A 15,131-nucleotide genomic window follows, 5' to 3' on the forward strand; every position below is an offset into this window, starting at 1 on the left:
GCGATTCTCTTTTGGTAATTTTTGGTGAATAAAATCGCATTTAAGTTAAGAACCATTGAGTGTTTTTGAGTATCTCACTAGGGTGCGCGCCATGACCCAGACAACGAAAACAATCGGTACGACCTGCTATCGCCATCTTGGCAATGAAGGGCTGGAAACCGCCAAGTTCGATGATGAAACTTTCCTGCGGGTGTCGTCCGAGGCTATCAGCAATTTGACCTCAACCGCCTTTGCGGATGTCTCGCATCTGTTGCGCCCCAGCCATCTTGCCCAGCTACGCGAGATTCTCGATGACACGGATGCTTCGGCCAACGATCACTACGTGGCGCTGGAACTGCTAAAGAACGCGGTGATCTCTGCCGAGCGAGAATTCCCGAGCTGTCAGGACACCGGAACGGCCGTTATTCACGGTAAGAAAGGCCAGAACGTTCTGGTCCAGGGCGATCTGCATGCGGCGGTCGAGCAGGGGGTCAAGGACACCTGGGAAACGCGTAACCTGCGTTTTTCGCAAATGGCCCCGCTCAGCATGTACCGCGAACATAACACCGGTACCAACCTGCCCGCGCAGATCGACATCGAGGCCCTCAGCGGGGATGCTCTGGAGTTCCTGTTCATGGCCAAAGGAGGTGGCTCGGCCAACAAGACGTTTCTGTATCAGGAAACAAGGCGACTGCTGGAACCCGAGCGGATACTGGCATTCTTCGACGAAAAGATACGGACTTTGGGTACGACGGCTTGCCCGCCATACCATCTGGCGATTGTCATTGGGGGGCTTTCGGCTGAACACTGTCTGAAAACGGTCAAGAAGGCCTCGGCCAAGGAATTGGATGATCTACCCACGACCGGTAGCCCCGATGGGCGCGCCTTTCGCGATCAGGAGCTTGAGGCGCAGATATTGGAGCTGACCCGCAACACGTCGCTGGGTGCCCAGTTTGGCGGAAAATATTTCTGCCATGACGTGCGCGTCATTCGCCTGCCGCGCCACGGAGGAAGCCTGCCGGTTGGTATGGGTGTCAGCTGTTCGGCGGATCGCCAGATCAAGGGGCGAATCGACCGGGATGGGATCTGGGTCGAGCAGTTGGAACATGATCCGGCTCGGTTCCTGCCCGCGCAGGATGTCGCGGCGCAATCCGCAACGCGGATCAACCTAGACCAGCCGATGGATGATATCTGTGCCGAATTGTCCAAGCTGTCCGTCTCCAGCCCAGTTTTGCTGTCCGGCACCATGATTGTCGCGCGCGATCTGGTGCATGCTGAACTGGCCCGGATGATCCGAGAGGGTCAAGAACTGCCGGACTACATCCACAATCACCCGGTCTACTACGCGGGCCCGGCCAAGACGCCCGAAGGTTATGCCTCAGGCTCGTTCGGGCCAACCACAGCCGCGCGGATGGACCCTTATGTGCCGGAACTGCAAGCGCTGGGCGCGTCCCGTGTGATGATCGCCAAGGGCAACCGCGCGCCCTCGGTCGTGCAAAGCTGCAAGGAGCATGGCGGGTTCTTTCTGGGCTCGGTCGGCGGGGCGGCCGCGGTTCTGGGTAAGGACGTCATCAAGAACATCGAAACGCTGGATTTCCCCAACTTCGGGATGGAGGCCGTCTTTCGCATAAAAGTCGTGGATTTCCCGGCATTTGTGATTATTGACGACAAAGGAGGAGACTTCTTTACCCGCAAACCCGCCTTCTAGCGCACAGGAGCCGCGATGCCGCCGACTTCGGACAAGATTACCCTACGCCAGTTGCAGATATTTCTGGTGGCAATCGAAACGCGCAGCTTTGTGCGCGCGGCAGAGCGCCTTTCGCTGACACCGCCTGCGGTGTCGATGCAGATGAGCCGGTTGAGCGAGGAATTCGGCGCGCCGCTGTTCGAGAAATCCGGCCGTTCGGTGATCCCGACCGAGGTTGCCACTGCTTTGGTGCCCTACGCTGAGCGCATGACCGAAACGCTGGCCGAGGCGGTAGATGTTGTGCAGATCATGCAGGGCAAATTGGACCACCGGGTTCGGGTGGCGATGGTGACCACTGCGCGCAATTTCGGCCCGCATCTGCTGGCGCAGTTTCAGCAGGAACACCCGGAATGCGATCTGCAGTTCAAAATCGCCAACCGGCGCAGCGTGATTGAGATGCTGGATACCGATCAGATCGACCTTGCGCTCATGGGTCGCCCTCCGCGCCGGATAGAGACAACGGCACATCAATTCGCCAAACACCCCTATGTGTTGATCGGCCATCCGGATCATCCACTGGTGCGCTCCAGCCGCATCCGACGCTCGGATTTACCGCACCATCAGTTCATCGTCCGCGAACGAGGGTCGGGCACGCGCATGGTGCATGAGTTCTTTTTCTCGGACTCTGGCCTGCCGCAGCCGAAGGCGCAGGAAATGGACAGTAATGCCAATATCAAACAGGCGGTCATGGCGAATATGGGGCTGGCCTTTATATCGGCCCACACGATTGCGCTGGAGGCGATGGCCGGAAAGCTGAAAATCCTGAATGTCGAAGGGATGCCAGAATATCGCGACTGGTTCGTTTTGCATATGCGCAACAAACCGCTGCGTCCGGCGGCGCGGTCCTTTCGGGATTTCGTCGATCAGAAAGGCCCGGCCTTCATGGATGATTTCTTCAAAGACGCCGGGATTGCAACATAGAGTGCGCCCGCGCCACGATGGGCGGATCGATCATTTTGCCACCCAGCATGACGGCACCCAGCCCCTGCTGAGTGGCCCGATCAAAGGCTTCGACCACGCGGGTTGCTTGTTCGATCTCGGAGGCGCTAGGGGTGAAGACCGCGTTGACGATTTCGACCTGTCGCGGATGGATACACAGGACAGCGTCAAAACCAATCGCACGCCCAAGGTCGACACAAGCTCGGAAACTGTCCATGTCGTGGATCTCGGCAATGCTGCCCGGTAGGCCAATGGCCTGTAGGCAACCCGCCTTGGCCGCATGGATCAAGGACTGCGCCGGGCCCTTCAGCGCCTCGACCGAGGGCGCATGGCCGCAATCGGTCGAGAAGTCCTCAGTCCCGAATGCAAGCGCGGTCAGCCGAGGGGTTGCTTTTGCGATGCTCGCGGCGTTCATCAGCCCTTGGGCTGTTTCGATCAAGGCAATCAGTTTGATCTGACCCTCGGGAAATCTGGCCTGTCGCTCCAGCATCAACAGATAGTCCGCCACCAGATGCAGATGGTCGGCCCCGATGACCTTGGGCAGCATGATCGCGTCGACGCCGGGCAGGATGGCTGCCTCAAGATCGCGGACGCATTCGCCCAGATCGGCATTTACCCGTATCACAACGGGTACCGCGCGGGCGGTCAGCACAGAGACTGCCTCTGCCAGCCCGTCTCGCGCGGCTTGCTTTTGGTCGCGCGGTACGCTGTCCTCTAGGTCCAGCAGGATCGCATCCGCGCCCCGTTCATGCGCGCGGGCAATCAGCTCCGGTCGATGTGCCGGAGTGAACAGGTAGGACCGGATCATGCGGCGGCAGTCTCGGCGAATTCGGACCGAATGGTATCGGTATGTTCACCAAGCGCGGGCACACGGCCAAAGCGCGGTGTTTCCGGATCAAAGCTGTGGCGCACAGGGGCGGCGACCAGATGCGCCTCGTCCCCGTTTTCCAGCGTGACCTGCGTGCGGCGCAGCTGCGGGTGTTCGGCAAAGGTGCTGACCGAGTTCACGGCCCCATAGGCGATGGCTGCTGCAAACAGCTTGCCTTCCAACTCGGCGCGGCTGTGGCGGGCAAAGAACCCGGCCACGATGGCATCCAGTTCGGTGCGGTTGCCGACCCTTTGGGCGGCGTCACAGAACCGGGGATCGGTCGCCAGGTCGGGCTGCCCGATGACATCGGCGCAGAGGCGTTTCCACTCGCGTTCGTTCTGGATCGAGATCGCTAGAACCTCATCATCCTCGGTTGTAAACCCACCATAAGGCGCGATGGACGGGTGATGAAGGCCAACCGGCTTAGGGGCCTTACCCGCATAAACCGTATGCATCAAAGGCACAGTCATCCAATCGGCCGCAGTGTCGAACAGGGACAGCCTCACCGCGCTGCCCTTACCGCTGATGCCGCGCGCGATCAGAGCCTTCTGGATGCCGATGATCGCGTTCATGCTGGCGCCAATATCGCAGACCGATACGCCAATCCGACCGGGATGACCGGGCGCGCCGTTGACCGAGACCAGCCCGCTTTCGCATTGCACCAGAAAGTCATAGGCTTTCATGTCGCTGTACCGCCCATCCTCGCCATATCCGCTGATATCGCAGGTGATCAGGCGCGGGTTGCGTTTGCGCAGGACATCCTCACCAAACCCGGCGCGGGCAATGGCGCCGGGGGCGAGGTTCTGGATGAACACATCCGCCTCGTCCAGAATTCGGTGCAGCAGGGCGGCATCCTCGGGGTTCTTGATGTCCAGACACAGGCTTTCCTTACCGTGATTGGCCCAGACGAAATAGGACGCCGAGCCTTTGACCGCGCCGTCATACTTTCGGGCGAAGTCGCCGGTGTCACGCTCGATCTTGATGACGCGCGCACCGCCTTGGGCAAAGTGGCACGACGCAAGGGGGGCAGCGACGGCCTGTTCCAGAGATACGACCAGCAGGCCTTGGTAGGGTTTGAGTTGGGTATCGGTCATGCGGCAGCTCGTGTGTTCAAAAGCGCAAGGGTGCGGTGCATTTCGTTGGCGACGATAGTCATGCCCTCGTCAAAGCCCATGCCGGGTTTGACCAGCACGCGGTCGGGTCTGGTGGCCATAGCGGCGTGCAGACAGGCGCGGGCCGAGATGTCGGTCTCGTTACAGGTGCCGCCCTGATACGCCGCGACACCATTGGCTTTGCAGTAGAGCACCGCGTCGACCGTATTGTGCAGCGATCCCAGATCAGGGGTCTTGATCTGAACCATGTCACAGCAATCGGCATCGACGAAATCGACAACGTCCTGATAAGTGTTGCACCATTCGTCAGCCACGATTTTCACGTTGCTGCAAAGCGCCTGCAGAGACGCCCGGATGTCGCGCAGCAGGGTGATCTGCCCATCTTTTGAACCCGCATCGGCAGGCCCTTCGATATACAGATCAAAAGGGGCGGCGCGCTGTTCCAGCGTTGCCAGATAGTTGGCAATCTTCACCGCGTCATTGTCAAAGATCATGCCCACCGTGCCGTAGACATCGATATGCAGCACCGGATGATAGTTCTCATCCGTGCGCAGGTCCTGAATGCGGCGCGACAGCCATGTGACATATTCGGCCAGTTTCCCGCCCGTCTGGCCCAGTTTCTGAGGGATGTTGTTGATCAGGCCATGGGGCAGGGCGTCGACCTGTTTCAACACCATCTTGTCCACGGCCTCATAGCGGTTGTCGCCGCTCTGCCCGAACAGGCGCAGAGGTGCCGCGATGGCCTCAAGCCCCCATTCGTCGCAGATCACCTCGAATTTCATCTTGCCTTTGGCAATTGAGGCCGCAGACAGCAAAGCCTGCGACAGGCCATAGCGCACGGCGGTGTGCAGAGGTTGGCCATCCACGACCAGCGTATCGAAGAATTCCGCGCTTTCGCGGAAGCTATGCACATCATGCCCGATCAACTGCGGCGTCAGATGTTCCTGCAGGAATGGGATGACGAAGGAGGCCAGAAACAGCGGATCACGCCCGGCGGCTCCAGAATATTGCACGGCGGCGCAATCGCCCTCGGCGATTCGGCCGTTTTCCAGTTCAAGCAGGATCGAGACACTTTCCCCAAATTGTCGGACGCGGGCGAAGCCGTCAGTCTGGGCCTGCCCGCAATAGACAAACCCGTCCTGCTTGGCCCCCTGTTTGATCGCTGCCTGATCGTCGAAATAGTACGAGGCCAGCCCCGGCGCGAAAACAACGTTCTTGATCTTCATGACACTCTCTTTGCGTTAAGCGGCAACCGAAGGCCGACCGATGAGTTTGCTGGCCGAGATGGCGCGCACGTCGTCGACCACCATGTCAAAGGACACCCCGCGCCCCTCGGACCGGGCGCGTTCCGCGATGCGGTCCCGGTGAAATGCCATGACGTCCTTGGGCAGCGGCACATTTCCGGTCTCAAAGATCCGCAGCGCGCCGTGGTTGTCTCGTACCGGTGTCAGCTTGCCCGCGTTCCCGATGGCGGGGGCGAAGGGGATATCCATGACGCCGGATTCAAAGGCCAGAACGGCACCGCGCGCGATGTCGCCTTTGCCCAGTTTCATGACGGCGCGCATGACGGCGTGAACCTCGGCCTCGATTACCTCGACCTCGGTCAGGATTTCGTTGCCGTCATTGCGGTTCTGATCCGCGATCATGTTGACCATCTGACGGGTCGCCTTGAGCCCGGCCTGGTTCGCCTCAAGCGAGGGGATGCCGCTGGCCTCATGCGGGGTCTTCACGATGATCTTGGTGGCCCGCGCCTGTTTCGCGGCCAGCGCACCCAGACAGATCACGGCCGTTGCCTTGGCCTCATCCTCGGGGAAGCCGCCCATCCACTGATGGAACACAGTGGTCAGTTGGTAATCGTCATAGCCCGCGTTCTGGAAATAGTGATGCCCCAGCCGCCGAAGCGAGCGCAGCGCGGCGACGTCCTGCACCAGATTGCCCGCCTGACCGTAGCCCAGCGTGATACAGCGCACGCCTTGTTCTAGTGCCAGAAGGCCTTCGATGATCGCAACCACATGCGACACGAATGGCGGCACCAGCGTCCCGGTCAAGGGGCCGAAGGGTTCTCGGTTTATACGGATGCCATGTTCTTCGAACCGGCCCACCAGACGGTCGCAATATTGCCAATGGCGGATCGACTGTTCCAGCGGAATGTTCTTTGCGTATGGGATGTTATAGGAAATCCCGCCGCCCTCGTAAGACGAAAAACCTGAACTGAGTGTCACTTCAGCCAGCAGGCGTGCATCCGGTGTGCCGTGCCGGACCTGAATGGGTTTTGAGACGGCCTCGACCAACCGCGTGCAGCCTTCCACACCATGGTTGACCGCCGGGAACCCGTTAAGCAGCGAGGTGCCCGCCGCGCGGGACCGGTCGATGCCTTCTTGCGCCTCATCATATCGGTTGTGACGGGTATAGGCGTCGATGGTGGTGGGCAGCACATCGCAATAGGGGGCCAACCCCTCCATCAGCGCGGTGTGTTCGCGCAACAGCGCAACGCCCGCACGGGGTTGCAGCAGCGTCTTGCCGGTTTCATCCGCATCCGCCAAGGCCGCCGAGAACCGCTTTTCCGAGGGCAGCGCATGCTGACGAGCAAGGCCTGCGTCAAAATCCACCTCGGCACCGGTGTGCCAGGATTGCAGAACGCCCTCACGCTCGGCGTCAAAAACGGAGTCAGGCAGCTTGGAATTCGTGATTTCTGGCGTGCCGGTCATGTCACCATCTGCCTTTGCTAGATTGCGGCCCAATCGGCGAACCCAGATGCGAAAGCGCCCGAGTTGTGGCCGATATTGGGAAGGCGGTTCATGTCGATGTCGTCTTTCAGCAGCGCCACGACCTCGTCGATATTGGCCGAGGCCGGGAAGACGCGGTCATAGCCCATCTCTTTGAAACGGGTGACGACGGTCGCGAAATCCTGTTTGCCGATCACGAGGTTCCCACCGACATAGAGCAAGATGTTCCCGATCCCTGCAGCCTCGCACCGGTCGCGCAGGCCCTGGCAGTCGATCTCACCGTGCCCGTAGATGGATGAGACAAGGATCGCATCAGCTTTTTGAGCAACGGCTGCGGCGGCGAATTCGCTCTGGCTGACCATGACGCCGAGGTTAACGACCTCGATCCCGGCTCGGGTCAGCAGGCTGTCGAGGATCTTGTTGCCTACGGCGTGGCAATCTGCGCCGATCACTCCCAAAACAACTTTATGCGTGGTGCTGGCGTCGAACATCTCTCGCTCCTCCTGTATCGCGCTTTGGGGTGTCGTAGCCGTGATTCTCAAAACGGTAAAGAACAATGATGAACAACAAAAAAAAGATAAGAAAAAGTTACCTAATGTGCATCAGGCCGCTGTTAGAGCTTGAAACGTCAAAACGGCGACACTCTGATGGCATCTGTCGCATCTGAGATAGCTTCTGTCCGAAATCGACACTGAAAACGTGGGCGACCTGGGTGCATAAAGTAAGCTGCAACGAATAGGAGCCTACATGCGATTCTCGGCGCTGCGACTTTTCAAAGAGGCCGTAACCGGCCACAAAGGCTGGGGTCCGCAATGGCGCGACCCAGAGCCTGCGGATTCTTATGACTATGTAATCGTGGGTGGCGGCGGCCACGGCTTGGCCACGGCCTACTATCTGGCCAAGGAATTTGGTGCCGCGCGTATCGCGGTATTGGAAAAGGGCTGGATCGGTGGCGGAAACGTTGGGCGGAACACGACGATCATCCGCTCGAACTATCTGCTGGACGGGAATGAGCCGTTCTACGAGTTTTCGCTGAAGCTTTGGGAAAACCTCGAACAGGACTTCAACTATAACGCCATGGTCAGCCAGCGCGGTATTTTGAACCTGGTCCACACAGATGCACAACGGGATGCGGCGCGGCGGCGGGGCAATGCGATGATCCTGAACGGATCAGATGCCGAGTTACTGGATACCGCAGGCGTCCGTGCAATGTACCCGTTCCTGAATTTCGATGACGCCCGGTTCCCGATCAAAGGTGGCCTGCTACACCGTCGCGGCGGCACGGTGCGCCACGACGCAGTAGCGTGGGGATATGCGCGCGGTGCGGACATGCGCGGCGTGGATATCATTCAGAACTGCGAGGTGACGGGTTTCCGCATTGAAAATGGCAAGGTTCTGGGGGTCGATACCACCCGCGGATTCATTGGGGCCAAAAAGGTTGGCGTCTCTGTCGCGGGCAGTTCCAGCCGCGTGATGGAGAAGGCAGGGATGCGCCTGCCGATCGAGAGCCACGTGTTGCAGGCTTTCGTCTCCGAGGGTCTGAAGCCTTTCATCGACGGCGTTATCACCTATGGGGCGGGGCACTTCTATTGCAGCCAGTCCGACAAGGGCGGTCTGGTCTTCGGTGGTGACATCGACATGTACAACACCTACGCCCAACGGGGGAACTTGCCCGTGGTCGAGGATGTGATCGAAAGCGGTATGGCGCTGATCCCGGCACTTGGGCGTGCGCGTCTCCTACGCAGTTGGGGCGGGATCATGGATATGTCGATGGACGGCTCTCCGTTTATCGACAAGACGCATATCGACGGGCTCTATTTCAATGGCGGATGGTGTTACGGCGGGTTCAAGGCCACGCCCGCCTCTGGTTATTGCTTTGCGCATCTTCTGAAAACCGACCGTCCGCATGAAACCGCCACGGCCTACCGGCTGGACCGGTTCATGACCGGTCACATGATCGACGAAAAAGGGCAGGGCGCCCAACCAAACCTGCACTGAGAGGGCGTATCAGATGATTATCAATCACCCCTTGCTTGGCCCGCGCGACGCGCAGGAGTTCACCTATCTGGGCGATGCTTCGCTGATCAATCGTCCTGACTGGCAGTCCGAGGACGCGGTGCAGGTGTTTCACGATTACCTCTACCTCCGTGACAACCCGGCGGGCGAGCATCGCGAGCTTTGGTATCACGAACAGGGCGACCGGTCGTGGCTGGTGGTCACGCGCAACACGCTGACCCATGAAATCCTGAAGGTCGAACTGGCCCGTGACGTGGCCAAAGCGGCAGGGAAGGCTGCACAATGACACAGAGCAATCGACTGAATGGCGGGCTGACAAACCGGGACGCCAGCCTCAGCTTCACCTTCGACGGCAAATCTTATCAGGGCTATGAGGGCGACACGCTGGCTTCAGCCTTGCTGGCCAATGGCGTGCGCCTGATGGGCCGGTCGTTCAAATACCACCGCCCGCGCGGTCCGCTGACCGCGGGCAGCGAAGAGCCGAACGCTTTGGTCGAGCTGCGCTCGGGCGGGCGGCAGGAGCCGAACACCCGCGCCACTGTGGCAGAGCTGTATGAGGGGCTAAGCGCCAATTCCCAGAACCGCTGGCCGTCGCTGGAACGCGACTTCATGGCGATCAATGACCGGTTCTCGAATTTCCTGACCGCTGGTTTTTACTACAAGACCTTCATGTGGCCCAAGGCGTTCTGGGAAAAGCTCTATGAGCCGATCATCCGCAAGGCCGCCGGTCTGGGTAGCCTGACGGGTGAGGATGATCCCGATCTCTATGACAAGGGCTTCCTGCATTGCGATCTGCTGATCATCGGCGCGGGTCCGACCGGACTGGCGGCGGCGCTGACCGCAGGACGTGCGGGCGCTCAGGTCATTCTGGCGGATGAAGATTTCCGCATGGGCGGGCGTCTCATTGCTGAAACGGGCGCTTTGGTCGATATCTCCGGCGCGGACTGGGTCGATCAGGCTCTGGCCGAGCTGGCATCGATGAACAATGTGCGGGTGATGTCACGTACAACCGTGTTCGGGGCCTACGACCACGGTATTTACGGTGCGGTCGAACGCAACGCGGATCACCTGATCGCGCCCGAAGCAGACAAACCCCGCCAGACCCTGTGGCGGATCTACTCCAAGCGCGCTTTGATCGCGACCGGGGCCATCGAACGTCCCATCGCTTTTGAGAACAACGACCGGCCCGGCATCCTGCTGGCCGGAGCGGTGCGGTCCTACGCCAACCGCTGGGCCGCGACGCCTGCGCAATCGGTTGTGGTTTTTGCCAACAATGACGACGCGCACCAGACGGCACGCGATCTGATGGCGCAGGGTATTAAGGTCCCGGCCATTGTGGACACGCGCCCGGATGCTGCGGATGTCGAGGGCACCGAAGTTCTGAAAGGGGCCGAGATCATCAACACCTCGGGACGCTTGGGTTTGACCTCGGTCCAGGTGCGCACTGAGAAAGGATATACAACGGATATCTACTGCGAGGCGTTGGCGATGTCCGGCGGCTGGAACCCGAACCTGGGCCTGACCTGCCATCAGCGCGGTCGCCCGGTCTGGAACGCGGACATCCACGCCTTTGTTCCGGGTGAGGGCCTACCCGTTGGTCAGATCGTGGCAGGCGCGGCCAAGGGTGAGATGAGCACCGAAGCGGCGCTGCAAGGCGGTGCGGCGGCAGCAGTATCCGCTCTGAGCGATCTCGGCATCACGGCATCTCCCGCCGATCTGCCCGCAGCAGCCGATGCGCCGGTTTCGATCAGCCCCTTCTGGCACGTCAAAGGCGCAAAACGCGCATGGCTGGATTATCAGAACGACGTGACCGTCAAAGACGTTAAGCTGGCGCACCAAGAGAACTTCACCTCGGTTGAGCATCTCAAGCGCTATACCACGCTGGGCATGGCAACCGATCAGGGCAAGACCTCGAACGTGGGTGCCTTGGCGGTGATGGCGGAACTAACGGGCAAGTCCATTCAGGACACTGGCACAACCATCTTCCGCCCGCCTTATACGCCGGTGGCGATGGGGGCCTTCGGTGGCCGTGCGGTGGGTAAGGATTTCCACCCGACCCGTCTGACGCCCAGCCACAAATGGGCCGAGGAGCAGGGCGCGGTGTTTGTCGAAGTTGGCAACTGGTTGCGTGCCCAATGGTTCCCGCGCAAGGGCGAAACCCATTGGCGCCAATCGGTGGATCGCGAGGTGCTGCAGACCCGAAACTCGGTTGGGGTTTGCGATGTGACGACGCTGGGCAAGATCGACGTGCAGGGCGCGGATGCTGCGGCGTTCCTGAACATGGTCTACTCTAACGCCTTCGCCAAACTGCCCGTGGGCAAGGTGCGCTATGGCCTGATGCTGCGCGAGGATGGCATCGCCTATGACGACGGCACCGCCGCGCGCTTCGCCGAGGACCATTTCGTCGTGACCACCACCACCGCCAACGCGGTTCTGGTCTATCGCAACATAGAATTCGTCCGCCAATGCCTGTGCCCGGATATGGACGTGCAGCTGATCTCAACCACCGAGGCCTGGGCGCAATATGCCGTGGCCGGTCCCAACAGCCGTAAACTGCTGCAAAAGATCGTGGACCCCGAGTTTGACATCTCGAATGAGGCGTTCCCCTTCATGGGTTGTGGCGAGATTACCGTCTGCGGTGGCCTGCGGGCACGGCTGTTCCGGATCTCGTTCTCGGGCGAGCTGGCCTATGAAATCGCGGTACCCACGCGCTATGGCGACGGGCTGATGCGCGCGCTGACGGAGGCGGGCGAAGAGTTCGACGTTGTGCCCTACGGCACTGAGGCTTTGGGCGTCATGCGGATCGAAAAGGGTCATGCGACCGGCAACGAGCTGAACGGTACAACCACGGCACTGAACCTTGGCATGGCACGCATGGTCAGCGCCAAGAAGGACTGCATCGGCAATGTTCTAAGCCGTCGGGAGGGGTTGAACACCCCGGACGCGCTGGCGCTGGTGGGGCTGAAACCAGTGGACGCGAACGAGACCGTTACGGCGGGCGGGCACCTGATGAACGCGACCGGCCCGGTCGATGCGGCCCATGATCAGGGCTATGTCACCTCGGCTGCTTATTCGCCAATTCTGGAAAGCTCAATCGGGCTCGGATTTGTCAAAGGTGGCTCTGACCGGATGGGCGAAAAACTGCGTCTGGTGAACCCTCTGGAAGGCCAGGAAGTCATGGTCGAAATTGTCAGCGCTCATTTCGTGGACCCGGAAGGGGAGAAGCTTCGTGCATAAACTGAAACCCATCACGCCGCTGGGCGGCGACACGCCACGTGTCGATACGGTCGGTTCGATCACGATTACAGAGGTCGTGGATCAGGCGCTGGCGTCGGTCGCGGCCCGCAACGATCAGGCCGGCGCCGTGCAAAAGGCGCTGGCCGACAAGATCGGTCTGAGCTTGCCCGAGGTTGGTCAATCCGCCCAGGCCGCACCCTATGCTGCGCTCTGGATGGGGCCGGAGCAATGGATGGTCATGGCCCCGCATGGCAGTCACGAATTGCTGGCCGCCGAGTTGAAGCAGATCGTCGGTGACACCGCATCGGTCTCCGAGCAGACGGATGGCTGGTGCCGGTTCGACGTGCAGGGCGCGAGGCTGTGCGATCTGTTCGAACGGCTCAGCAACGCGCCGGTCCGCACAATGGGGTCGGGCACGGCGATCCGTACCACGGCGGAACATCTGGGTGTCTTCCTTTGGCGTCTGGCCGAGGATCACATGGCCGTTCTTGGTCCGCGCTCTTCGGCGGCGTCGCTGCATCACGGCCTGTTGGCCGCCGCGAAATCCATCGCTTGAGTCTAGGGTCCTGACCCTTAACCCGAGGGCAGCACATCGTCGCTGCCCACCCGCATCGAGTTCTTGGCACGCCGGTCGCTGATCGGCGTGACGCCAAACGTCTCACGATAGTGCCGCATGAAGGCACCCGGCGTGGAATAGCCCACCATATAGGCGACCTCGGCAATCGGGTCGTTCGTATAAAGTACCAATTGCCGCGCCTGATTCATCCGCATCCGCCGATAATACGTCAAAGGGCTGTGCCCCGTGGCCTTTTTAAAACTCCGCTCCAGTGACCGCGCCGAAAGACCCACGGCATCGGCGACTTCGCTGATCTGGATGGGGTTTTCGATATGTTCGGCAAAATGCTGAATGGCCTTTGCAACCTGTTTGGGCAAAAGATCCTGACTTTGCGCGGTTGAGATTGCGGGCACCTTTTGCGTAACGGTCCCGCTGCGAATGAAGGGATGCTGGAACCAACAGGCGACCTCGGCCATGACATCACCGCCAAGCCGTTTTTCGATTAGGGCCAGCATGTGATCGAACACGGCAGAGGCACCCGAGATTGTGCTAAAGGCCCCTTCTTCGCAGATCACTGTCCCATGGATCGGGATCTCGGGAAATTCAGCCTGAAAAGCGGCCTCGTAACACCAATGCACCGACAAAGGGTTGTCGCGGGTCAGCCGGGTGCGGGCAAGGGGGAAGACGCCGCCGCTGATTGCACCAATACGGGTCTTGTTCCGCATCAGACGCTGAAGCGCTGCGTTTGCCTTGGAGGGGTTGTCGAAAACGCTGTTCGGGCTTGAGGCAAACAGCAGATGCGTCAGGGATCGGGCGTCTGCCAAAGTGCTGTCCGGAAAAAAGGTGACCCCGGCTGAGGATTGGATCGGTTGGTCTTGCTCCGCAATGACATGCCAGCTGAACGCCTCCTGCCCCGAGATCTCATTCGCCGCGCGCAGCGGTTCGATACAGGATGTCAGACATGCCATCGGGAACCCCGGAAAGATCAGGATGCCCAGCGAAATTTTCTCGACCTGATCTTTCATGAGCGTTGATCTTTCACTAGGTCCTCGACAGTTTCGAGGATGTCATTTTCCAGTCTCCGGGCAGCGGGCGACAGCGCAGAATCAGCCTTGCGTATGAGGTGAATTTGCCGCTTGGCGGTCTTATCCGCCAGAGGGCGAAAGACCAGATCGGATTGCCCGGCCGAAATTGCCGCCATCTCGGGCAATAGCGTGACTCCGATTCCAGCCCGCACCATGCCCAGAATAGAGGTGATGTTATGTGCCGAAAACCGAGAGCCTGCGTGCAGTTTTTCCGCCTCGGGCCCGGGGATGCTTTCGGACAGGCTGTTGGCGATCAGCTGCTCATTCTCAAGCGCGTCCCAGTCGATGGGGCCGGTGTCACTGGCCAGCGGGTGGTCCGGTGTCAGCAGCACGCCGAACCAGTCGGTCAGCAAAAGCTGACTGTGCAGGCCCGAGCCGTTTCCACGCAGTGTCGCGATGCCAATATCAATGCGACCCCGCGACAGCTCGTGCAGGACGGACTTGGAATCCATGTCGCGCAGCTCAACCCTCACTTTCTCGTAAGCCTTGGTATTTCTGGAAAAAACGCGTGGTATGATCGTGCCGGCCACCGATGGAACCGTCGCAATTCTGACATGTCCCATACTGGCATCGGCAAAGTTTTCGATGGCCCGAACCGTATTGTCGAAATGCTGTAATTCCAGTTGCGATTGCTCAAACACGAACTCACCCAATGCGGTCAGCTTGTTCTTGCGGTCCGTCTCAAACAGCGGTTCGCCCAGATGCGTCTCAAACTGCTTGAGCATCATCGACACCGCCGAAGGGGTGCGTTTCAGGACAACGGCCGCGTCCGTCAGGTTGCCTGTGCGGGCAACCGCGACAAAGCCGCGAAGCATTTCGATCTTGAGTGTCATGCTAGAAACTTCAAACTTTCTGAAGTAAGCTTC

General features: G+C 60.0%; 13 protein-coding genes. 6 read left to right on the forward strand and 7 right to left on the reverse strand.

Annotation, left to right across the window (positions count from 1 at the left end):
* Positions 1 to 91: 91 nt before the first annotated feature.
* Both ACR0NO_RS13110 and ACR0NO_RS13115 read left to right on the forward strand, forming a co-directional pair.
* Positions 92 to 1,687 (forward strand): FumA C-terminus/TtdB family hydratase beta subunit, encoded by a 1,596-nt coding sequence (locus ACR0NO_RS13110; protein WP_480724252.1) that lies wholly within the window; start codon positions 92 to 94, stop codon positions 1,685 to 1,687.
* 15 nt (positions 1,688 to 1,702) lie between these two features.
* Complete coding sequence (locus ACR0NO_RS13115) at positions 1,703 to 2,647, forward strand: LysR family transcriptional regulator (RefSeq protein ID WP_480724253.1); 945 nt, start codon at positions 1,703 to 1,705, stop codon at positions 2,645 to 2,647.
* Here the strand turns inward: ACR0NO_RS13115 and ACR0NO_RS13120 are convergent.
* The 5 genes from ACR0NO_RS13120 to glmS are packed head-to-tail and all read right to left on the reverse strand — an operon-like array spanning position 2,622 to position 7,862.
* A complete protein-coding gene (locus tag ACR0NO_RS13120) occupies positions 2,622 to 3,473 on the reverse strand; it encodes an HpcH/HpaI aldolase/citrate lyase family protein (protein ID WP_480724254.1) in 852 nt (283 codons plus the stop codon). The two genes, ACR0NO_RS13115 and ACR0NO_RS13120, sit on opposite strands and share 26 nt — an antisense overlap.
* Entirely contained in the window at positions 3,470 to 4,627 is a 1,158-nt protein-coding gene (locus tag ACR0NO_RS13125; RefSeq protein ID WP_480724255.1) for a CaiB/BaiF CoA transferase family protein, read from the reverse strand. The genes ACR0NO_RS13120 and ACR0NO_RS13125 overlap by 4 nt, the downstream gene beginning before the upstream one ends.
* On the reverse strand, positions 4,624 to 5,871 hold the full coding sequence (locus ACR0NO_RS13130) for a methylaspartate ammonia-lyase (protein ID WP_480724256.1): 1,248 nt from the start codon (positions 5,869 to 5,871) through the stop codon (positions 4,624 to 4,626). Before ACR0NO_RS13130 ends, ACR0NO_RS13125 begins: the two co-directional genes overlap by 4 nt.
* Before the next feature lie 15 nt (positions 5,872 to 5,886).
* Positions 5,887 to 7,353 carry a methylaspartate mutase subunit E gene (locus tag ACR0NO_RS13135; protein WP_480724257.1) on the reverse strand — a complete coding sequence of 489 codons (1,467 nt, stop codon included), beginning with the start codon at positions 7,351 to 7,353 and terminating at the stop codon, positions 5,887 to 5,889.
* Between the two features lie 17 nt (positions 7,354 to 7,370).
* A complete protein-coding gene (gene glmS / locus ACR0NO_RS13140) occupies positions 7,371 to 7,862 on the reverse strand; it encodes a methylaspartate mutase subunit S (protein ID WP_170767636.1) in 492 nt (163 codons plus the stop codon).
* Positions 7,863 to 8,118: 256 nt separating this feature from the next.
* Between glmS and ACR0NO_RS13145 the strand changes: the two genes are divergently transcribed.
* From ACR0NO_RS13145 to ACR0NO_RS13160, 4 genes are read left to right on the forward strand one after another with little or no spacing between them, the layout of a single operon-like run.
* Positions 8,119 to 9,369, forward strand: a complete 1,251-nt coding sequence (locus ACR0NO_RS13145; RefSeq protein ID WP_480724258.1) for a sarcosine oxidase subunit beta family protein — start codon at positions 8,119 to 8,121, stop codon at positions 9,367 to 9,369.
* A 13-nt stretch (positions 9,370 to 9,382) separates the two neighbouring features.
* Positions 9,383 to 9,673: a sarcosine oxidase subunit delta gene (locus ACR0NO_RS13150; RefSeq protein WP_170639808.1), complete on the forward strand. Its 291-nt coding sequence runs from the start codon at positions 9,383 to 9,385 to the stop codon at positions 9,671 to 9,673.
* Positions 9,670 to 12,624, forward strand: coding sequence for a sarcosine oxidase subunit alpha family protein (locus ACR0NO_RS13155; protein ID WP_480724259.1), 2,955 nt, complete (start codon positions 9,670 to 9,672; stop codon positions 12,622 to 12,624). The genes ACR0NO_RS13150 and ACR0NO_RS13155 overlap by 4 nt, the downstream gene beginning before the upstream one ends.
* Positions 12,617 to 13,180: a sarcosine oxidase subunit gamma gene (locus tag ACR0NO_RS13160; protein WP_480724260.1), complete on the forward strand. Its 564-nt coding sequence runs from the start codon at positions 12,617 to 12,619 to the stop codon at positions 13,178 to 13,180. The genes ACR0NO_RS13155 and ACR0NO_RS13160 overlap by 8 nt, the downstream gene beginning before the upstream one ends.
* Before the next feature lie 17 nt (positions 13,181 to 13,197).
* Here the strand turns inward: ACR0NO_RS13160 and ACR0NO_RS13165 are convergent, their stop codons facing one another.
* Positions 13,198 to 14,205 carry a GlxA family transcriptional regulator gene (locus tag ACR0NO_RS13165; protein WP_480724261.1) on the reverse strand — a complete coding sequence of 336 codons (1,008 nt, stop codon included), beginning with the start codon at positions 14,203 to 14,205 and terminating at the stop codon, positions 13,198 to 13,200.
* A complete protein-coding gene (locus ACR0NO_RS13170; protein WP_480724262.1) occupies positions 14,202 to 15,098 on the reverse strand; it encodes a LysR family transcriptional regulator in 897 nt (298 codons plus the stop codon). The genes ACR0NO_RS13165 and ACR0NO_RS13170 overlap by 4 nt, the downstream gene beginning before the upstream one ends.
* Between the last annotated feature and the right edge of the window lie 33 nt (positions 15,099 to 15,131).

The organism is Ruegeria sp. CL3 (assembly GCF_056536505.1).